Annotated in this window: 17 protein-coding genes and 1 pseudogene; 6 read left to right on the forward strand and 12 right to left on the reverse strand. The window is 64.9% G+C overall.

Annotation, left to right across the window (positions count from 1 at the left end; translation table 11 throughout):
• Positions 1-22: 22 nt before the first annotated feature.
• The 4 genes from ACEWE8_RS11990 to ACEWE8_RS12005 all read left to right on the forward strand — a co-directional run bounded on the left by ACEWE8_RS11990 (position 23) and on the right by ACEWE8_RS12005 (position 5151).
• On the forward strand, positions 23-1810 hold the full coding sequence (locus ACEWE8_RS11990) for an N-acetylglutaminylglutamine amidotransferase (protein WP_046787394.1): 1788 nt from the start codon (positions 23-25) through the stop codon (positions 1808-1810).
• 3 nt (positions 1811-1813) lie between these two features.
• Positions 1814-3559 carry an N-acetylglutaminylglutamine synthetase gene (gene ngg / locus ACEWE8_RS11995; protein ID WP_046787395.1) on the forward strand — a complete coding sequence of 582 codons (1746 nt, stop codon included), beginning with the start codon at positions 1814-1816 and terminating at the stop codon, positions 3557-3559.
• Between the two features lie 118 nt (positions 3560-3677).
• Positions 3678-4862 carry an osmoprotectant NAGGN system M42 family peptidase gene (locus ACEWE8_RS12000; protein ID WP_046787396.1) on the forward strand — a complete coding sequence of 395 codons (1185 nt, stop codon included), beginning with the start codon at positions 3678-3680 and terminating at the stop codon, positions 4860-4862.
• A 61-nt stretch (positions 4863-4923) separates the two neighbouring features.
• A complete protein-coding gene (locus ACEWE8_RS12005; protein WP_039603187.1) occupies positions 4924-5151 on the forward strand; it encodes a YheU family protein in 228 nt (75 codons plus the stop codon).
• Between the two features lie 54 nt (positions 5152-5205).
• Here the strand turns inward: ACEWE8_RS12005 and csrA are convergent, their stop codons facing one another.
• Both csrA and ACEWE8_RS12015 read right to left on the reverse strand, forming a co-directional pair.
• A complete protein-coding gene (gene csrA / locus ACEWE8_RS12010; RefSeq protein WP_046787397.1) occupies positions 5206-5394 on the reverse strand; it encodes a carbon storage regulator CsrA in 189 nt (62 codons plus the stop codon).
• Between the two features lie 120 nt (positions 5395-5514).
• The gene (locus ACEWE8_RS12015) at positions 5515-6330 is read right to left on the reverse strand and encodes an SDR family oxidoreductase (RefSeq protein WP_046787398.1); all 816 of its coding nucleotides are present in this window, start codon (positions 6328-6330) and stop codon (positions 5515-5517) included.
• 206 nt (positions 6331-6536) lie between these two features.
• Between ACEWE8_RS12015 and ACEWE8_RS12020 the strand changes: the two genes are divergently transcribed.
• Entirely contained in the window at positions 6537-6689 is a 153-nt protein-coding gene (locus tag ACEWE8_RS12020) for a DUF3309 family protein (protein ID WP_003252624.1), read from the forward strand.
• Positions 6690-6773: 84 nt separating this feature from the next.
• Here ACEWE8_RS12020 and ACEWE8_RS12025 read toward each other — a convergent pair.
• The 9 genes and pseudogenes from ACEWE8_RS12025 to ACEWE8_RS12065 all read right to left on the reverse strand — a co-directional run.
• Positions 6774-9851 (reverse strand): annotated as a pseudogene (locus ACEWE8_RS12025) (transporter substrate-binding domain-containing protein); the annotation flags it as partial.
• 12 nt (positions 9852-9863) lie between these two features.
• On the reverse strand, positions 9864-10490 hold the full coding sequence (locus ACEWE8_RS12030) for a response regulator transcription factor (RefSeq protein WP_046787399.1): 627 nt from the start codon (positions 10488-10490) through the stop codon (positions 9864-9866).
• A 30-nt stretch (positions 10491-10520) separates the two neighbouring features.
• Complete coding sequence (locus tag ACEWE8_RS12035) at positions 10521-11729, reverse strand: hypothetical protein (RefSeq protein WP_189339973.1); 1209 nt, start codon at positions 11727-11729, stop codon at positions 10521-10523.
• Positions 11726-12457 (reverse strand): pilus assembly protein, encoded by a 732-nt coding sequence (locus ACEWE8_RS12040; RefSeq protein WP_046787400.1) that lies wholly within the window; start codon positions 12455-12457, stop codon positions 11726-11728. The genes ACEWE8_RS12035 and ACEWE8_RS12040 overlap by 4 nt, the downstream gene beginning before the upstream one ends.
• Before the next feature lie 87 nt (positions 12458-12544).
• Positions 12545-15022 (reverse strand): CS1-pili formation C-terminal domain-containing protein, encoded by a 2478-nt coding sequence (locus ACEWE8_RS12045; RefSeq protein WP_046787401.1) that lies wholly within the window; start codon positions 15020-15022, stop codon positions 12545-12547.
• Positions 15023-15101: 79 nt separating this feature from the next.
• Entirely contained in the window at positions 15102-15581 is a 480-nt protein-coding gene (locus ACEWE8_RS12050) for a CS1 type fimbrial major subunit (protein ID WP_046787402.1), read from the reverse strand.
• A 193-nt stretch (positions 15582-15774) separates the two neighbouring features.
• The gene (locus ACEWE8_RS12055; RefSeq protein ID WP_046787403.1) at positions 15775-17439 is read right to left on the reverse strand and encodes a cation acetate symporter; all 1665 of its coding nucleotides are present in this window, start codon (positions 17437-17439) and stop codon (positions 15775-15777) included.
• Positions 17436-17747, reverse strand: a complete 312-nt coding sequence (locus ACEWE8_RS12060) for a DUF485 domain-containing protein (RefSeq protein ID WP_039604303.1) — start codon at positions 17745-17747, stop codon at positions 17436-17438. Before ACEWE8_RS12060 ends, ACEWE8_RS12055 begins: the two co-directional genes overlap by 4 nt.
• Before the next feature lie 244 nt (positions 17748-17991).
• Positions 17992-18852, reverse strand: coding sequence for a glycine betaine ABC transporter substrate-binding protein (locus ACEWE8_RS12065; RefSeq protein WP_046787404.1), 861 nt, complete (start codon positions 18850-18852; stop codon positions 17992-17994).
• Positions 18853-19049: 197 nt separating this feature from the next.
• Here ACEWE8_RS12065 and ACEWE8_RS12070 point away from each other — a divergent pair, with 197 nt between their 5' ends.
• On the forward strand, positions 19050-20615 hold the full coding sequence (locus ACEWE8_RS12070; protein WP_046787494.1) for a beta-1,6-glucan synthase: 1566 nt from the start codon (positions 19050-19052) through the stop codon (positions 20613-20615).
• A gap of 39 nt (positions 20616-20654) precedes the next feature.
• On the opposite strand, the gene ACEWE8_RS12075 is transcribed toward ACEWE8_RS12070, so the two are convergent.
• Complete coding sequence (locus ACEWE8_RS12075) at positions 20655-21023, reverse strand: hypothetical protein (protein ID WP_046787405.1); 369 nt, start codon at positions 21021-21023, stop codon at positions 20655-20657.
• Positions 21024-21036: the final 13 nt, after the last annotated feature.

The raw sequence follows: 21036 nt of genomic DNA on the forward strand, positions 1-21036 counted from the left end.
ACGGAAAAACCGGTAAGGACCTATGTGCGGATTAGCAGGAGAGTTGCGTTTCACCCCCATCGACCAAGCCCCTCGCCCGGCAGACCTCGCCGCGGTAGAGCGCATGACCCATCACCTGGCGCCCCGTGGCCCCGACGCCTGGGGCTTCCATAGCCTGGGCCCGATTGCCCTGGGCCATCGCCGGCTGAAAATCATGGACCTGTCCGACGGCTCGGCTCAGCCCATGGTCGACAACACCCTGGGCCTGTCTTTGGCCTTCAATGGTGCCATCTACAACTTCCCCGAACTGCGCCAGGAGCTGCAGGACCTGGGTTATACCTTCTGGTCCGACGGCGACACCGAGGTGCTGCTCAAGGGCTACCACGCCTGGGGCGCGGCCTTGCTGCCCAAGCTCAACGGCATGTTCGCCCTGGCCATCTGGGAGCGCGACAACCAGCGCCTGTTCCTGGCCCGCGACCGCCTGGGCGTCAAGCCTTTGTACCTGTCGCGCAACGGCGAGCGCCTGCGCTTTGCCTCCACCCTGCCAGCGCTGCTCAAAGGTGGCGACATCGACCCGATGATCGACCCGGTAGCGCTCAACCACTACCTCAACTTCCACGCCGTGGTGCCGGCGCCACGCACCTTGCTGGCCAATGTGCAAAAGCTCGAACCCGGCACCTGGATGCGCGTCGACCGCCACGGTGAAGTCGAACGCCAAACCTGGTGGCAGCTGCATTACGGCCCCAACCCGGACGAGCGCGACCTGGACCTGGAAGGCTGGACCACCCGTGTGCTCGATGCCACCCGTGATGCCGTCGGCATCCGCCAGCGCGCCGCCGTGGACGTAGGCGTACTGCTGTCCGGCGGCGTCGACTCCAGCCTGTTGGTCGGCCTGCTGCGCGAAGTGGGCGTGGATGACCTGTCGACCTTCTCCATCGGCTTCGAGGATGCCGGCGGCGAACGCGGTGACGAGTTCCAGTACTCCGACCTGATCGCCAAGCACTACGGCACCCGCCACCACAAGCTGCGCATCGCCGAAAGCGAAATCATCGAGCAATTGCCGGCCGCGTTCCGCGCCATGAGCGAACCGATGGTCAGCCACGACTGCATCGCCTTCTACCTGCTGTCACGCGAAGTGGCCAAGCACTGCAAGGGCGTGCAGAGCGGCCAGGGTGCCGACGAGCTGTTCGCCGGCTACCACTGGTACCCGCAGGTGGACGGCGCCAAGGATGCCTTTGGCGCCTACCGCGATGCATTCTTCGACCGCAGCCATGCCGAGTACCGCGACACCGTGCAAGCGCCGTGGCTGCTGGAAACCGACGTGGCCGGCGACTTCGTGCGCGAACACTTCGCCCGCCCGGGCGCGGCCGAGGCAGTGGACAAGGCGCTGCGCCTGGACAGCACGGTGATGCTGGTCGACGACCCGGTCAAACGGGTCGACAACATGACCATGGCCTGGGGCCTGGAGGCCCGTACACCGTTCCTGGACTACCGCCTGGTCGAGCTGTCGGCACGCATCCCGGCGCGCTTCAAATTGCCCGATGGCGGCAAGCAAGTGCTCAAGCAGGCCGCACGCCGGGTGATCCCCCATGAGGTGATCGACCGCAAGAAAGGCTACTTCCCGGTACCCGGCCTCAAGCACCTGCAAGGCGCCACCCTGGACTGGGTACGCGAACTGCTCACCGACCCCAGCCAGGACCGCGGGCTGTTCAACCCGGCCATGGTAGACCGCCTGCTGAGCAACCCGCATGGCCAGCTTACCCCGCTGCGCGGCTCCAAGCTGTGGCAGCTGGCGGCGCTGAACCTGTGGCTCAGCGAACAAGGAATCTGACCGATGAAAGCCCATGAAACCGCCTACGGTCAGCGCCTGCTGCGTGGCCAGGCGCCGTCCTACGAGCGCCTGCAGGCGCGCCTGGCCGGCGATGGCAGCGAGCCCCACAGCCAGCCGCGTGCGCTGCACTGCGGCTGGGGCCGGCTGCTGATAGGCCACACCTACCCGGACCCGGCCAGCCTGGCCGAGGCACTGCAGCAGGAACGTCCCGGCGAGCGTGACATCGCACTGTATGTGGCGGCCCCGCAACAGCTGCTGGCACAGGCACCGCAGCAGCTGTTCCTCGACCCGTCCGACACGCTGCGGCTGTGGTTCACCGACTACCGCCAGGCGCAACGGGTGTTTCGCGGTTTCCGTATCCGACGCGCACAAAGCGCCAGCGACTGGCAGGCCATCAACACCCTGTACCAGGCACGCGGCATGCTCCCGGTGCAGCCCGAGCTGCTGACGCCGCGCCACCAGGGCGGGCCGGTGTACTGGCTGGCCGAGGACGAAGACAGCGGCGCGGTGATCGGCAGCGTCATGGGCCTGAACCACAGCAAGGCGTTCGATGACCCCGAGCACGGCAGCAGCCTGTGGTGCCTGGCCGTGGACCCGCATTGCACCCGCCCTGGCGTGGGTGAGGTGCTGGTGCGCCACCTGGTCGAGCACTTCATGAGCCGCGGCCTGGCCTACCTGGACTTGTCGGTGTTGCACGACAACCGCCAGGCCAAGCGGCTGTACGAGAAGCTCGGTTTCCGCAACCTGCCGACCTTCGCGGTCAAACGCAAGAACGGCATCAACCAGCAATTGTTTCTGGGCCCCGGCCCTGAAGCGGGGCTGAACCCGTATGCACGGATCATCGTCGATGAGGCCTACCGCCGTGGCATCGAGGTGCAGGTGGACGACGCCGCAGGCGGGCTGTTCACCCTCAGCCTGGGCGGGCGTCGGGTGCGTTGCCGCGAGTCGCTGAGCGACCTGACCAGTGCGGTCAGCATGACCCTCTGCCAGGACAAGCGCCTGACCCAGCAAACCTTGCACAACGCCGGCCTGCTGGTGCCGGTGCAGCAACTGGCCGGCAATGCCGACGACAACCTGGCGTTTCTCGACGAGCACGGCGCGGTGGTGGTCAAGCCGGTGGATGGCGAGCAGGGTCAAGGGGTGGCGGTGAACCTGACCACTTACGAGGAAGTCAGCCAAGCCATAGAACACGCCCGCCGTTTCGACAGCCGTGTGCTGCTGGAGAGCTTCCACCCGGGCCATGACCTGCGCATCGTGGTGATCGGTTTCGAGGTGGTTGCGGCGGCGATTCGGCACCCGGCCCAGGTGGTCGGCGACGGCAAACACAGCATCCTTGAGCTGATCGAGGCCCAAAGCCGCCGCCGTCAGGCCGCTACGGGCGGTGAAAGCCGCATTCCGCTGGACGACGAGACCGAGCGCACCCTGCGTGATGCCGGCTTCGACTACACCAGCGTATTGCCTGCAGGCCAGCGCCTGGCCGTGCGCCGCACCGCCAACCTGCACACCGGCGGCACGCTGGAGGACGTTACCGAGCGCCTGCACCCTGTGTTGGCCGACGCGGCCGTGCGCGCGGCGCGGGCGCTGGAAATTCCAGTGGTGGGCCTGGACCTGATGGTGCGTGATGCCGAACAGCCGGACTACGTGATCATCGAGGCCAATGAGCGCGCCGGCTTGGCCAACCATGAACCGCAGCCAACGGCAGAGCGCTTTGTCGACCTGCTGTTCCCGCATAGCCGGGCGTTGGCGTGAACCCATGACGGCCCTATCGCCGGCAAGCCGGCTCCTACAAGGCTCATCACGGTCCATGTGGGAGTCGGCTTGCCGGCGATAGGGCCCGCCAGAGCACAGCTTTACCCGAGGAGTACCCATGTCTGAACGATACCCCGAGCCGGACCTTGACTACCTCAAGCGCGTCCTGCTGGAGATGCTCGCCATCCCCAGCCCGACCGGCTTCACCGACACCATCGTGCGCTATGTCGCCGAACGCCTGGACGAACTGGGCATTCCCTTCGAGCTGACCCGCCGCGGCACCATCCGCGCCACCCTCAAGGGCCGGCAAAGCTCACCAGACCGCGCCGTATCGGCCCACCTGGACACCATCGGCGCCAGCGTGCGCCAATTGCAGGACAATGGCCGCCTGGCCCTGGCCCCGGTGGGCTGCTGGTCGAGCCGTTTCGCCGAGGGCAGCCGGGTCAGTGTATTCACCGACACCGGCGTGTTCCGCGGCAGCGTGCTGCCGCTGATGGCCAGCGGGCACGCCTTCAATACCGCCATCGACCAGATGCCCGTCAGCTGGGAGCACGTAGAAGTGCGCCTGGACGCCTACTGCACCACCCGCGCCGACTGCGAGTCGTTGGGCATTGCCATTGGCGACTTCGTGGCGTTCGACCCGCTGCCGGAGTTCACTGACAGCGGCCATATCAGCGCCCGCCATCTGGACGACAAAGCCGGCGTGGCCGCGCTGCTGGCTGCCCTCAAGGCAGTCGTGGAAAGCGGCCGCCAGCCGATGATCGACTGCCACCCGCTGTTCACCATCACCGAAGAAACCGGCTCAGGCTCTGCCGCTGCCCTGCCCTGGGACGTCAGCGAGTTCGTCGGCATCGACATCGCCCCGGTGGCACCCGGCCAGGCGTCGAGCGAACACGCCGTCAGCGTGGCCATGCAGGACTCGTCGGGGCCCTATGACTACCACCTGTCACGCCACTTGCTGAAACTGGCCGGCGACCAGGAGCTGCCGGTGCGCCGTGACGTGTTCCGCTATTACTTCAGCGATGCCCATTCGGCGGTCACCGCCGGGCACGATATCCGCACGGCGCTGGTGGCGTTCGGTTGCGATGCCACCCATGGTTACGAGCGCACCCACATCGACAGCCTGGCCGCGCTCAGCCGCCTGTTGTCGGGCTACCTGCTCAGCCCGCCGGTGTTCGCAAGCGATTCCAACCCGGCCAATGCCTCACTGGAGCGCTTCAGCCACCAGTTGGAGCACGATGCGCAGATGGAGAGCGATACCCGGGTGCCTGCCGTCGACAGCCTGGTGGGGAACAAGGAGTGAGCCGTAGCGGCCCGGTTTGGCGTAGCATGGGCGCATTCTTTTACCAAGCTGAATGCCGCCCATGCTGATCCCCTACGAACACTTGCAAGCCGAAACCCTGACGCGCCTGATCGAGGATTTCGTCACCCGCGACGGCACCGACAATGGTGATGACACACCGTTGGAAACCCGTGTGCTGCGGGTGCGCCAGGCGCTGGCCAAGGGCCAGGCGTTCATCCTGTTCGACCCGGAAAGCCAACAGTGCCAACTGCTGGCCAAGCATGATGTGCCGCGCGAACTGCTCGACTGACTGGTATCGGCCGCTTCGCAGAGCAAACCTGCGAAGCGGCCGGCGAGGTCAACCTCAAGCCGAATTGCCCTTGCGCTTCTCCCCCGCCTTGATCCGCTTGTACACCTCCGCCCGGTGCACCGACACTTCACGCGGCGCACTCACGCCAAAACGCACCATGCCATTGCGTGTTTCCACCACCTTGATCTCAATATCGTCACCAATGTTGATGACTTCGCCGACTACGCGTCCAATGACCAACATGTTCCGGTCCTCCGGCAACAGGGAAAACCGGAGAGTGCATGGGGATATTCGGTGACTCAACGCCTTCGCAGCAATTCAGAACAAGCCTACATCGGCAGGTAATTCGCCCTACAGACGGAACTACAATCCGCGCGCCTGGGCCTTGCCACGCATTTTCACCGCCATCTCTGCCATCTCGTCATACAGCCGCTGTGGCGCCTGCTGCTTGAGCTGCCAGGCCTGGCGCCCTGCCTCGTGGGGCAGGATCAGGAATTCACCGGCCTCCACCTGCTGGTGGATGTAGTCGGCAATGTCCGACGCACTGATCGGCGAGCCCTCCAGCAGTTTGCCCACCTGGACCTTCATGGCCGGGTTCGGGCCGCGGAAAGAGTCGAGCAGGTTGGTCTGGAAGAACGACGGGCACACCACGTGCACAGCCACTTCCAGCTGGCGCAGCTCTACCAGCAGGCTCTCGGACAGCGCCAGCACACCGGCCTTGGCAACGTTGTAGTTGCTCATGCCCGGCCCCTGCATCAGGGCCGCCATCGACGCCACATTGATGATGCGCCCCTTGCTGCGTTCGAGCAGCGGCAGGAAGGCCTTGCAGCCCTTGACCACACCCATCAGGTTGACCGCGATCTGCCAGTCCCAGTCTTCCAGCGACAGCTCGGCGAAGAAGCCGCCCGAGGCGACACCGGCGTTGTTGACGATCACATCGATACCGCCGAACTTCTCTTCGCAGGCCTGGGCCAGGGCGGTCAGCTGGCTGTAGTCGCGCACGTCGCAGCGCTGGACGAAACCCTCGCCGCCGGCACCGCGCACAAGCTCGAGGGTTTCGCGCAGGCCTGGCTCGTTGACGTCGGCCAACGCCAGGCGCCAGCCCTCGCGCGCCCAGCGCAGGGCAATCTCGCGGCCGAGGCCGGAACCGGCGCCAGTGATCATGATGCGTTTGTGCATGGTGGCAGGCCTTGTACTGATGGGTGGTCAGCCCAGTCTAATCAAGGCGTTGGCGCCAGAGAGGGTTCATCAGGGTAGTGAATGGGCGGGCATGACCAAACGGTCAGTACCAGGCAAATGGAATCTTTGCCAAGCGGCGCCGGTCCGAATTAACAAGAGGCCAGCTGTACGAGGCTCTTGACCCCTAACCACGCAAGGACTCCGTCATGACCACGATCCTCATCATCATCCTGATCCTGCTGTTGATTGGTGGCTTACCGGTCTTCCCACACTCGCGCAGCTGGGGCTATGGCCCATCCGGCATCATTGGCGTGGTGTTGGTGATTCTGCTGGTGTTGTTGTTGCTCGGCATGATTTGAACCAGGGGCGTGCAAGGCCAGTTGCTGTTCAAGCTGCAGCATGGCCTCGCGCAGCGCCCCCACATCCTGCTCGATATCGCCCGGTGCGGGCGGTTTGGCTTGGCATCTGCGCTCCAACCGCTCGCACAGGTCGACTATCACTCTTGCCCGAGCGATCCGGGCGCCTCCCTTTATCCGATGGGCCAGCATGGCCAGCGCCTCAGCATTGGCCGGCACCTGCGCAAGTAGCTGCAGGTCCTGCAGGTTGCTGGCACGAAGGTCGGCCAACAACGCTCGCAGTGCAGCCTCGTCGCCGGCCACCAGCCGCCTGATGTGCTCGAGGTCCAGCAGTGCAGGACTGGCACGGGCCAAGGCCCGAACCAGGCCGTCCAGCCCCAGAGGCTTGAACAGGCAAGCGTCCATGCCTGCTGCACGGCAGCGCCGGCGTTCAACCTGTGTGGCACTGGCAGTCAAACCGATCACCTGGCACCTGGGCCTGCCGCTGCGCCGCTCGTGCTCGCGGATGGCGCGGGCCAGCGCGTAGCCGTTGAGCCGAGGCATGTTGCAGTCACTGATCACCCCGTCGAAGTGCTCGCCCAACCACAAGCGCAAGGCCTGGGTACCGTCCTGGGCAACGCACGCCTGATGCCCGAGGTATTCGAGCTGTTGCACCAGCAACAGGCGATTGGCCGGATAGTCGTCGACCACCAGCAGGCGCAGCGGCTGGGGCGGGTGACGAGTGTCACCGGTAGCGGCCGCCGGCCGTTGCTGGGCAGCACTCAACTGCGGCAGGCTCAGGCGCACGTTCACTTCGGTGCCCTGCCCCAGCACGCTGTGCAGGTGCAGGCTGCCGCCCATCATCTCGCACAGGCTGCGGCTGATGCCAAGGCCCAGGCCGGCGCTGCAGCGCGGTGACTGGCATTGGTTGCTGGCCTGACGGAACGGTTGCCCCAGGTGCGCAAGCTCGCTTGCGGCAATGCCGACACCGGTATCGCGCACCGTCAGCTCCACCGCCAGGTAGCCGTCCACCGCTGTTGCCGACAGGTTCACCGTCACCTCGCCGTGTTCGGTGAACTTGATGGCATTGCTCAGCAGGTTGGCCAGCACCTGCTTGAAGCGCAGCGGGTCGAGCATGACCTGGGCATCCACCTGGCCTTGGGTAACCAGGCGCAACGCCAGGCCTTTGCTGCGCGCCTGCTGCTCGAACAACTGCAGCACCCGCCCCACGTGTTCGCGCAGGCGAACCCGCTGGGCAGCAAACTGCAAGTGCCCGGACTCGATACGGGTGATGTCCAGGATGTCTCCGATCAATTCCAGCAGGCCACGCGCCGCTTCGTCGGCCACCTCCAGTGCCAGGTGGTCGAACTCGCCTCGCTCGGCCTTGCGCCTTGCCAGTTCAAGCATGCCCTGCACGGCATGCAAGGGCGTGCGAAGCTCGTGGCTCATGGTGGTCAGGAACTGGGTCTTGGCCTGGTTTGCGGCATCGGCCTCACGCTTGGCACGGCGCAATTGCACCTGCAGGCGCCGCAGGTAGCGGATCCACAGCAAGGCCAGGCCGAGCAACAGCAGGGCCGTGGCAAAACCCAGCAGGATACGGCCGCGGTAACGTTGCCACACACCGTCAGCGACGATCATCGGGTTGCGCCAGCGACGCACCAGGCCGTCAATCTCGTGCGGTGACAGGCTGAGCAGGGCTTTGTCGAGTATGCCCTGCAGTTCAACCGCCCCGCGGGCGCTGGCCAGGGCGAAATGCGCGGGCGGCAGCGGCAGGCTGGCGCTGATCTTGAGCTGGCCCGGGTAGCCACGCGCGATCAGTGCTCGCGCGTCATCGAGGGTCAGCACGGCGGCGGCCGCCTTGCCGCGAGCCACGGCGCGCAAGGCTTCAACGGGGCTGGCCACGGCCATTGGCACAACCTGCGGATAATGCTGGCCAAGCATTTCATGCAGGGCACTGCCCCACACCAGGGCCAGCGGTCGCCCGGCCAGTTGCTCGAGGTTGCCAGGAGCCTGCGGTGCATCGCGCGTCACCAGTACCCGCGAGGCACTGAGGTAAGCACGGCTGAAGGACACCTGGCGCTCCAGGGCTGGGCTGCGCGGCAGGCCGGCAATCAGTTGCACCTCGCCCTCGCGCAGTTGTTCGAGCATGCCTTGCAGCGTGCCGCCAGCCTGCACCTCGAAACGCAGCCCGGTGCGCCGGCTGATCAGTTGCAGCACATCCAGGCTCAGGCCCCGCCATTGGCCCTTGCCATCGCGAAAGCTCAGCGGCAACAGCTGCTCGTCCATCGCCACCTGCACGCGTGGATTGTCGAGCAACCAGCGCTGCTCGGCCTCGCTCAACTGCAGCGGCACTGGCCGCTGCGCGGCGGCGCCCAGTGGGCTCCACCGTTCGCGAATGCGCTGGTGCTGGCGCTCGGTGAGGTTGCCAAGGGCGGCATCGACCAGCCCCGGCAAGGGCGTATCGCCATTGAGCATGGCAAAACCGATGCCCTGCCGGGGCAGCCCGGCGTGGCCGACTTCCTCGACACCGGCAAGTTGGCCGCGGCCCAACGCGTAGCGGGCCGCCAAGGCATTGCCCAGGTACAGGTCGGCATGCCCGAGTGCCAACGTCGCCAGGGCATCGAACGGAGAAAGGTGGGTTTGCACACGTGCCTGAGGGTAGCGGTCGCGGACCTGCTCCAGGCTGCGGTAGCCCTGGACCATCACCAGGTCGAGGCCGTGCGTGTCATCGACCCGTTCACGGCCACGCGCCTCACGCGCCAGCAGCAAGGGGCAATCCTCGGCGTAAGGCCGGGACAGCCGCAACCCCGCGTCCAGCGCCTGGCGGCTGGTGACCGAGCCGAGCAGGTCGACCTCGCCTGCACGCAATGCCGCATGCGCCTCGGCGAACGCTTCGAAAACCTGCACCTGCACCTGCAGGTTCAACTGTTCGCCCAGCAGCCCGGCGTAATCAGCGGTAATGCCTTCATAGGCGCTGCCGGTGCCGAGGATGTCGAGGGGCGGGTTGTCCTGGGCCAGCACGCCCAAACGCAGCGAGCGGCGCGCCCACAACCAGCGAATGCCTGCTTCATCGGGCTCGTGGCGGGGCCCGTCCAGGGTGGCCCGCGCGTGCAACTGCGGCCTGGCCAGCGCTGGCAGTGTCAGCACGAAACAGAGCAACGCCAGGAGCAAGGCACGTAAGGGCACGCGGGGCGAAATTCAGATCAGCTGATTGCGGCGAGCGAAATCCGCCAGGTCAATCAGCGAGTTGAGCCTGAGCTTTTCCAGCAGGCGCGTCTTGTAGGTGCTGATGGTCTTGTTGCTCAGCAGCATGGCCTCGCCGATGGCTTTGTTGCTCAGGCCGCGGGCCAGGTACTGCAAAACCATCAGCTCACGGCTGGACAGGCTGGCGATGCACTGCGGCTCGGTGGCCTGCAGGTCCTGTTTGTGCACCGAGCTCAAGGCCACTGCGGGGAAGTAGGTAAAACCCGACAGCGCAGCACGTACCGCCTTGCCCAGTTCATCCAGGTCATCGGTCTTGGCCACATAGCCGGCTGCCCCCGCCTGCAGGCAGCGCAACGAGTAGGCCACGGCCAACTGTGAAGTCAGCACCACGACCTTGCTCGGACGGCTGCAGGCCTGGATGCGGCTGATGACCTCCAGCCCGTCCAGGCCAGGCATGGCGATGTCGAGGATCACCAGATCCGGCGCCAGCTCGCGCACCAGGCGCACCGCATCGATGCCGTTGTCGGCCTGGCCAACCACTTCGACCTGCTGCTGGCGCAGCAACTGGCAGACCGTGGCACGGATAAATGGGTGGTCGTCGACCACCAGCGCTGTGGGCATGATGCACTCCTTTGTGATTCTGCTCGCTGCCTACAACTGGGCATCGAACACCACGGTGGCCTGGCCGGTATAGGTGGTGCCGGGATGTTTGAGCATCCCTAGCACGTCATCCCGAGCGACCTGAAAGTGCAGCTGGCCGGGACGGTTCAAGGTCGCCATGGCCGCATCGAACTGCAGCGCAGCCAGGCGCCCACTGGGCAACGCCAGGCGCTGCACCGGCGCACCCTGGTGTTCGATGCCTGCAGGCAGGCTCATGGTGATTTCGACGGGCACCTGGTCTGCGGTGTCGTTGCGCACAGCGCAGCGGGTATCGATATAGTGCTGGCAGAGCTTGTAGACCTTGAACGGGCCAGTCGACCACACCCGAAACGGCAGGTCGCGGGCGAGCCGCTGCGGTGGTTTGCCGCCGGCCAGCCAGGCCTGCCAGCCCCCGGGTGGCTCCAGCACTGCGCGGTCCGACCCCGGGGGGAACTCAAAAATGAAAGCATGCTGAACATCGAGAACAAAGTTGACCGTCAGGCTGTCGCCACTGAGGGCGGTAACATCATTACCGAAGTCGAAATCACCACCTGGGCCAATGCTGTAGGTCACGCTGCCACGCCAAGTGCCGCTGGGCATGCGAAAAGGCGGAGTGATGTCGAGGGCGTAGGCCACGCTGGTCTCATGCACCGAGGCAATTTCCACCCGTCCGCCCGGTGCGTTGCGACCATTGGCCCAACACGGCGTCGGTGAGGCCGGCTGGACAATATCCAGTAGATAGGTGACCTGTGCAGGCCGATGTTGCGCCACATTGTTAAAGCCGCTACAGCCACCATGGAGGACCATCTGATACAGCGGGTGATTGATGAGACTGCCGGAGGTCTGCACCGTTTGGCTGATCGCGGTCCAGTCGAAGGTCAACTGCCGCGAATCACCAGTGGCATCATGGTAGACATCGACTTGCCGCCTGGCCGGCAGGCTGAAGAAGAACTCATCACGCGGGTCGGCAGCACCCTTGGTGGTCTTCTTGTCGTAGGTGATAGGCAACGTTACCGTGGTGCGGCCCCGGCAGGTACTGCTCCACCACCTGCACAGGCCGCCTGGCGGCGTGGTGTTGTCGAAACGCCCAGTGCCGCCGCCGCGATACTGCGCTGAAATGGTCACATCGAGCGCACTGGCCAGCGGCGCGGCAAGCAGCAGCGCAGCGCCCAGTACACCTCGCAGCCGCCAGCCCGGGCGCCAGGTGAACAGGCCCTTCATTGCATCACCTTGGCGCTGCGCAACTGGCCTTCATGCAGTTCGAACTGGTGCACGCGGCTGGCGTCGCCGGGGAACTGCCGGCTGCGTCCGGGCAGCAAATGGTGTTTGGTGGCCGGTTCGCACTCCTGGCCTGGCGCACGGCACTGGCGGAAATGGTCAAGTACCACCGTGGCGTTGCCCTGGTTGGCCACCTTCAACACCCCTGCTTCGCGCTGCACGGCAGTCTGGTACTGCGCCTGCGCAGGCCGTACGAACAGCAGCGAGCCATAGCCGGCCAGCAGGTTTACCCCCGCCCTGAGGCCGTCGCGGTACTGCGCCGCCTCCTGTTCGTCCACGGCAAACCCGTCACCCAATTCCGGCAGCACCGGCATGAAGCGCAGGCGGAAGTAACGCTCCTGGTCCCGCGGGCCACGGTACAACAGGCGCACGGCCTGCATGCCGTGCGCCGGCACGATCAACCGCGCCGGGCTGGCGACCAGGCCGCGCTGCTCCAGGGCCAGGCCGTCGGTGTCGATTTCGTGGGCCACCCCGGCATCGTCATAGACCAGCTCGGCGACGCTGACCTTGACGAACGCCGTGCTGTCGCCGCTGTTGCGCACACGCTTGAGCAGCGTGCTCCTGTCACCGTCGAGGTAATCGTACAATCCGCCAACGTTCAGTTCGGGGGTGGCCACGGCAGCCAGTGGCATGGCCAGCAGGACGAAGGCCGATAGAGAAAGCATTTTCATGTGGCGAAGCTCCCTGGTGATTTGATTAAGGGTATTGCCGTGCGCAACCCGTCGGCCACGGCTAAAGCAGTAGGAAAATTCCGAAACTCACGAAGATCGCGATGCAATCTCGGGCTGGCACTGTTGGTCGCCGGCCAGCAGCACGTCGCCTTCACGCGTCAGGCCTTCCAGGTCCAGGCGTACGAGACAGAGCGGTTGCCCGCGCTGGCGAATTTCCAGGGTCGGTGCCGCTTCGCTCATTTCCACCGCGAAAAAGCCATCGGCCTCGCTGACACTGCGGCTGGCATGGTTGATCACCTGTGCGCCACGCAACGGCAGGCCCTGGCCATCGAGCAGGCGCCCCAACACGGTGACGGTGCGCAGTACACGAACCTGGCGGTAGTCGATGCCCCCGCGGTTGAGGTGGTAGTCAACGCTCGATGGCTGTATCACGGCGGCGGTCGCCTCGCTCCCGTCGAAATCGAACTGCACATGCCCGGGCTTGTAGGCGGTGACCGGGATGATGTTGCGCCCGGCATGCAGGTTGACACCCATGGCATCGTCGGCACGCAACCTGAGGCCGTCGATGTCGGTGTCCACATCGACGATCAACGCGGCCTGGTGCCCCAGGGGCTGGCCGCTCACTGCCGCCTTGCCGGCACCCACGGCCAGCAGGCTTTGCAGGTTCAGGCCACCGGTGAATTCGCCGTTGTAGGAGGAGCGCTGCAGGTAAGCGTCACCTTGCATGAACGGGTTCTCGAACTGGGTATCGGCCCCCAGCCCCGTGCCGTAGCGGTCGGCGCTGAGGGTGGCGCCAATGCTGCGCAATGGGCCGATCTCGACATCCTGCCGATAGCCCAGCGAGGTATTGAGGTCACGCCCGCCGTCACGCGAGGTGCGGCTGCCTACGCTGGCGGACAAACGTCGGCCGCCGTCGCCCAGGCTCATGCTCAAGCTCAGGTTGATGCCACGGTTGCGCGCATCACCGGTACCGCTGTTGCCCGGGCGATCGAACAGCGACAAGCGCCAGTTGGCGTCAGAGCCAAACAAACGCCCGTAATAGGCCCACCCCAGATCGATGCCGGTGCCGGCATCACTGCCGCTGCTGTGCGACACACGCACACTGGCGGTGTTGCGAGGGTCCAGGCGATGGTTCAAGGACAGCGATGATTGCGTCTGGCGCCGGGTGAATGGCCGTGCGGGTGCATTGCCAAGGTAGTCCCTGCCGGGCTGCGCCAGCCAGGTGCGGCTGTGGCTTGCGACCAGCGAGCCGCTCGCGTAGGCATGGATCAGTTGCAGGTCGAAGCCGTTGCCATGGCCCTGGGCCTGGAACAGGTTGCCATAGAGTTTGAGCCGGTCGCGCACATCCCAGTCCAGTGTGGTGCCGTATTGCATGGCATCGTCGAGCCGCTGAGCGGACACACCGACGATTGCCCTTGGGTGCAGCAGGTAGTTGGCCAGCACGCCCGCCGCCAGGGTGTCGTCATGCATGGCCTGCCAATTGCTGAGCTCACTGCTCTGGCGCCCGACATACAGGTTGTAACGCCAAGGTGCGTCGGTACTGCGCCAGTTGCCGGGCTTGTAGACGAATGCCTGGCTGCGCGAACTGACCTGGCCGTCCTCGACCAGACGTACCTCGACCTCGTAGATGCCGCCGGGCAGCACCTTGGTATCGAGGGTCTGCAACCCTGGCTGCACCGGCTGGCTGTTGATCAGCACACCGTTGCGGTAGATCTGCGCCACGGCCGGGCGGCTGGGGGTGACATGGATGGGCGTGGCACTGGGCGCGGCGCTGTCGATGAGCAGGCTGTCGCTGCTGCCGAACATCAGGCCCAGGGTCGTGTCAGGGCTGGCGCCCATCAGCCTGGGTTGGCGGGTCAGGCCCTGGGCGCTGGGGGTGAAGTACCCCAGGCGGTAGAAATGGTCCTCGACCAGGCGCTCGCCATACAGCTGGTCGACCCGGTAGCGGGTGCCCTCGCGGCTGTCGCTGCCGCGGTCGAGCTGGCCGTCGGCCAGGGCTGTCCACTGGCCGACACTGGCCTGGCCCTGCAAGGCGTAGCGGCCACTGGTGGCGACGCCATCATTGACCAGGTTGAGCTGGTTGCGCAGCAACAGGCCGTGGCTGCCCTGCTCCGGCAGGCGATGAAAACGTTCGGCAGTAGCGGCCACTTCGGCACGGTCGGTCAGCAGCGACAGCTGCGAATTGGCCAGGCTGTAATGAATCGCACGCAAGCCTTCCGGGCAGTCTGCCTGGCAGTCGCCCAGGGGCCTGCCATCGGCCAGGCGCTCACGCCAGCGTCGTCGCAGGCTCTCGGGCTCGCGGCTGTCGAAGGTTTCGGTGAATTCCAGCAACTGCACCTGCTGGTCGCGGCTGAGCACCACCATGGCATCTCCGAGGTAACGGCCGTCCAGGTCGACCCGTACGGCCAACGGCACATCGAAGAAATGCGCCTCGAACTCGCGCGGCAGGCCTGCGACCGGCCCCAGGGCACTGGCCGCGCCATGACTCATGCCGGCCCACAAGGCCATGCTGGCAGCCAGTGGCAGCCAGCAGCGCAAGGCGGCGGAGGAGGAATGTCGGGACATGGGTATCGCTTACAGGCATGACCTGCCCACCCCTCACCATTGACGAGGGCCCGGGCAGGCACTGGAGGTGAACGGAGCCTTAAGGGGCGGCGGTTTCGAAGATCATGCTGACCAGGCCCTGGTAGCTGCCTGGCTCATAACCGGTGCCTGGCGCCGGCTGGGCCTCGACCTGGAAACCGATGACCGCGCCCGGTGCCGCCTGGGTGGCACTGACCACTTCGGCCGGGGTGGTTTGCAACACGGTGTCACCGACCGTGACGTCCAGGCCAATGTTGTTGCTGCCGTTGGCGATCACTGCAGGCGATACCAGGTAGGCGCTGATCGGGCCGATGGTGCTCTTGACCTGCAGTTGCTTGCGAATCGGGTCGAGCTTGCCTTGAAAGGAATTCCAGGCCATTTCCTGCGGGTCGTTCATCCAGTTGCCACCCACCGGCTCGACGTAGAACGCATCGGTGGGCACCTGGGCGACGATTTGCACCTGCTTCTCGATCGGGTCGACGGCATGGGCGGCGCCTGCGAACATCAGGGCCAGGGGAAGGGCGAGTAACGTGCGTTTCACGAATGGTTTCTCCTTGAAGGTAACAGGCCTGCCGGGGTGGCCCGGCGGGTGAGGAGAAGTATTCGGGAAGCATGGGGCGGGATAATCAGGAAGCTTCCGAGGGAGCTTCGGAAATTTCCGAGCGAAGGCAAAATGACACTGCACAATGCACAACGCCCCGACTGGCGGGGCGTTGTGTTTTTTGCGCTCTATGTCAGTGCGAAACCGCCCCGCTGGCCCCCAGGCCAGTTTGCGAGCGGACGAACTGCGGGAAGAACAGTGCGCGTTCGTTTTCAGCCGCCTTGGACTTGTCGGTGACCGAGAAGAACCAGATACCGACGAAGGCAATCAGCATCGAGAACAGCGCCGGGTACTCGTACGGGTAGATCGGCTTCTCGTGGCCGAGGATCTGCACCCAGATGGTCGGGCCAAGGATCATCAGTGTCACTGCGCTCACCAGGCCCAGCCATCCGCCGATCATGGCGCCGCGGGTGGTCAGCTTCTTCCAGTACATCGAAAGCAGCAGTACCGGGAAGTTGCAGCTGGCGGCAATGGAGAACGCCAGGCCGACCATGAAGGCGATGTTCTGCTTCTCGAACAGAATACCCAGGCCGATCGCCAGCACGCCAAGGGCGATGGTGGTGATCTTCGAGACGCGGATCTCGTCCTTGTCGTTGGCCTTGCCCTTGCGCCATACGCTGGCGTACAGGTCGTGGGACACCGCCGAGGCACCGGCCAGGGTCAGGCCGGCAACCACCGCCAGGATGGTGGCGAACGCCACCGCCGAGATGAAACCGAGGAAGATGCTGCCACCCACGGCATCGGCCAGGTGCACCGCAGCCATGTTGTTGCCGCCCAGCAGGGCGCCGGCGGCGTCCTTGAAGTCCGGGTTGGTGCTGACCAGCAGGATCGCGCCGAAGCCGATGATGAAGGTCAGGATGTAGAAGTAGCCGATGAAGCCGGTGGCGTAGAGCACGCTCTTGCGCGCTTCCTTGGCGTCGCTGACGGTGAAGAAGCGCATCAGGATATGCGGCAGGCCGGCGGTACCGAACATCAGCGCCAGGCCCAGCGAGAAGGCCGAGATCGGGTCCTTGACCAAGCCGCCCGGGCTCATGATCGCCTCACCCTTGCTGTGCACCTTGATCGCTTCGGAGAACAGGGTGTTGAAGTCGAAGCCCACGTGCTTCATGACCATCAGTGCCATGAAGCTGGCACCGGACAGCAGCAGTACGGCCTTGATGATCTGTACCCAGGTGGTGGCCAGCATGCCGCCGAACAGCACGTACAGGCACATCAGGATACCCACCAGAATCACCGCCACATGGTAGTCCAGGCCGAACAGCAGCTCGATCAGCTTGCCGGCGCCGACCATCTGCGCGATCAGGTAGAACGCCACCACCACCAGCGAACCGGAGGCCGACAGGGTACGGATTTCCTTTTGCCCCAGGCGGTAGGAGGCCACGTCGGCAAAGGTGTATTTGCCCAGGTTGCGCAGGCGTTCGGCGATCAGGAACAGAATGATCGGCCAGCCGACCAGAAAGCCGATCGAGTAGATCAGGCCGTCGTAGCCAGAGGTGAACACCAGCGCGGAAATACCCAGGAACGACGCTGCCGACATGTAGTCGCCGGCAATCGCCAGGCCGTTCTGAAAGCCGGTGATCTTGCCGCCGGCAGCGTAGTAGTCGGCTGCCGACTTGTTGCGTTTGGAGGCCCAGTAGGTGATGCCCAAGGTGAAGGCGACGAAGGCCACGAACATGGCGATCGCTGCAACGTTCAGCGGCTGTTTCTGCACCTCGCCGGTCAGGGCATCGGCTGCCCACACGGCGGGTGCGAAAACGCCGCAGGCCAGTACGGCCAAGGCTTTGGTGTGACGAATCATTGTTGCGCCTCCTTGAGGATGGCCTTGTTCAGCTCATCGAACTCGCCGTTGGCGCGGCGTACGTAGATGGCGGTCAGGACGAATGCCGAAATGATCAGGCCGACGCCCAGGGGGATGCCCCAGGTAATCGACGACTCAGGGCTGAGCTTGGCGCCCAGCAGATGAGGACCGTAGGCGATCAGGAGGATGAAGGCGCAGTACAGGCCGAGCATGATCGCCGAGAGAATCCAGGCGAACCGTTCGCGTTTGGTCACCAGCTCCTTGAAGCGGGGGCTGTTTTGTATCGAGAGGTAAATGCTGTCGTTCATTGTTTTTGTCCTAGCAGCACAGATAGGGGATGGAACCCACACCGTCACTTTATGCTGCCTTTGAACGCCAACCAGACGACCTTAGTCTTAGATGCAACGGTGTTTTGCAGAATAGGTAACAAAGCGGGGCCGCTGTGCGGCCCTTTCGCGACACAAGGCCGCTCCTACAGCGCATAACGCCTGTAGGAGCGGCCTTGTGTCGCGAAGGGCTGCACAGCAGCCCCGCTTCGCGAAGTTTGATTCGTTACTTGCCAGTCCACTCCTTGACTCGGTCCGGGTGTTTGGCCACCCAATCCTTGGCCGCTGCCTCAGGCTTGGCGCCTTCCTGAATCGCCAGCATCACCTCGCCGATCTCATCCTTGGACTGCCAACTGAACTTCTTCAAGAACTCGGCCACTTCCGGCGCTTTGGTCGCCAGTTCCTTGCTGCCGATGCTGTTGACCGTCTCGGCGGCACCATAAACGCCTTTGGGGTCTTCGAGGAACTTCAGCTTCCACTTGGCGAACATCCAGTGCGGCACCCAGCCGGTCACGGCAATGGACTGCTGCTTGCCGTAGGCGCGGCCCAGTTCGGCGGTCATCGCCGCGCCGGAGCTTGCCTGCAGCTTGTAGCCGGTAAGGCCGTAGTCCTTGATGGCCTGGTCGGTCTTGAGCATCACCCCGGAGCCTGCGTCGATGCCGACGATCTTCTGCTTGAAGCTTTCGTCGGTCTTGAGGTCGGTAATGCTGTTGGCCTTGACGTACTCCGGCACGATCAGGCCGATCTTGGCATCCTTGAAGTTGGCGCCGTAATCGACCACGTTGTCCTTGTTCTTGGTCCAGTACTCACCGTGGGTCACCGGCAGCCAGGCCGAGAGCATGGCGTCGAGTTTGCCGGTGGCCACACCCTGCCACATGATGCCGGTGGCCACGGCCTGCAGTTTGACGTCGTAGCCGAGCTTCTGCTTGATCACTTCGGCGGCCACGTTGGTGGTCGCCACGCTGTCGGCCCAGCCATCCACGTAACCGATGCTCACTTCTTTGGCCATGGCCTGTGCAGCGCTCATGGCCAGTACCAGGGCGGTGCCCGCCCCCAGGAGTCGTCGCATTTTTTTCAAAGTTGCCATCAAAGCATCCCCTCGTCAGGTCTCGGAGATTGCATGATGTTCCTGCAACAAAGCGTGACCTGCTCCCACTGCGACCTGTACCCGATGCCTTTGCGACAGCACTGTGCCATTAGCGGCGTCTGCCTGCACCATTCTGCGCGATCCTTGCATGCCAAAGGATTGGCGCCGGGCTACTATCTAACGCTTTGCGCCTGACGATGGACCGCCTGATGCCCAGCCCTGCCCGCCTGTTGCTGCCGCTGTACCTGTTCGCCTGCCTGCTTGCCCTTGCAGGGCTTGGGGCGCTCTGGTACACGCTCGGCAAGCCGATCCTGCTGCCGGACGCCGCCAGCCCCACGCACAAATTGCAGTGCGCCTCCTATACCCCGTTCGACAAGGACCAGTCGCCTTTCGACCAGCCTTTTCGCTTGCGCCCGGCGCGCATGGACGCCGACCTGGCGCTGTTGGCCGAACGTTTTCAGTGCATCCGCACCTATTCCATGACCGGGCTTGAAGCGATTCCGGCACTGGCGCGCAAGCATGGCCTGAAGGTGATGCTCGGGGCTTGGGTCAATGCCAACCCGGCCGATACCGACAAGGAAGTGGACTTGCTGATCGCCGCCGCCAACGCCAACCCGGACGTGGTCAGTGCGGTGATCGTGGGCAACGAGGCGCTGCTGCGCAAGGAAGTGACTGGCGAGCGCCTGGCCGCGCTGATCGGCAAAGTGAAACGCCAGGTCAAGGTGCCGGTGACCTATGCCGATGTCTGGGAGTTCTGGCTACAGCACCCGCAGGTGGCGCCAGCGGTGGACTTCCTGACCATTCACCTGTTGCCCTACTGGGAGGACGACCCGCGCGGTATCGACGATGCCCTGGCGCATGTCGCTGATGTGCGCCGGGTGTTCGGCTCGCGCTTTGCGCCCAAGGATATCTTCATCGGCGAGACTGGCTGGCCCAGCGAAGGCCGCCAGCGCGAGACGGCTGTGCCCAGCCGGGCCAACGAGGCACGCTTCATCCGCGGTTTCGTCGCCATGGCCGAGGCCAATGGCTGGCACTACAACCTGATCGAAGCCTTCGACCAGCCGTGGAAGCGCGTCAGCGAAGGCGCGGTGGGCGGCTACTGGGGCCTGTACGATGCCGACCGGCAGGACAAAGGCGTACTCGAGGGCCCTGTGAGCAACCTGCACTACTGGCCCCAGTGGTTGCTGGCAAGCGCGGTGTTGATGGCAGTGATGCTGGTGTTCGCTGGGCGCCCTGGCACCGCGACCGGGGCGTTGCTGTTGCCGTTGCTGGCGGCGTTTGGCGCTGGCTGCCTGGGGCTGTGGGGCGAATTGATGCGGACCCACGCAAGGTTTGCCGGGGAATGGCTGTGGGCGGCGTTGCTGGCGGGGTTGAACCTGATGGTACTGGCCCATGCGGTACTTGCGTTGGCGCGCCGGGCTGGCTGGCGGGAGCGTGTGTTTGCCTGGCTCGAGGCGCGCGCAGGGTGGCTATTGCTGGCGGCAGGCTTTGCCGCGGCAGTGAGCATGCTGGCGATGGTGTTCGACCCGCGTTATCGCAGTTGCCCTACCGCGGCGTTGGCGTTGCCGGCGCTGGTTTACCTGCTGCGCCCGGTGGTGGCAGCACGGGCGGAGGTGGCGTTGCTGGCGTTTATCGTCGGGGCTGGCGTGATGCCGCAGCTGTACCGGGAAGGGCTGGAGAACCAGCAGGCCTGGGGATGGGCGGTGGTCAGTGTGCTGATGGCTGCGGCGTTGTGGCGGAGTTTGCGGGTGCGCAAGGCTTGATACCCAGGTGCCGGCGAATGGGCTGCACGGCAGCCCCTGTCAGGCGCGACGCGCTTGCCGTACCAGCCGTAACCCCGCCAGCACCACCGCAAATACAGCAATGCTGGCGGTATACAGCACCAGCGCCGGGAGGCCGAACACCAGCGCCAACACCGCCAGCCACCAACCGCTGCGCCCGCCAAGCACCTGCGCCAGCAACGCCAGCGCAAGCCCGGCCCAGGCAATCACCTGAAAGTGAATCCCCAGCCCCAGCATCGAGCGCACCTGGCACTGCCAGTGCTCACCCGGTACGGCGCAAAGGCCGACCCACTGCGCATCTTCCATCAACCCGTAGCGCACGCCGTAACTGGCAGCCAGCCACAAGGCGAGAAACAGCAACAGCAGCGCAGCCGGCAAGGTACGAGACATCCCGTTCTCCAAT

Origin of the sequence: Pseudomonas sp. TR47 (genome assembly GCF_044143025.1) — a bacterium.
GTDB lineage: Bacteria > Pseudomonadota > Gammaproteobacteria > Pseudomonadales > Pseudomonadaceae > Aquipseudomonas > Aquipseudomonas putida_E.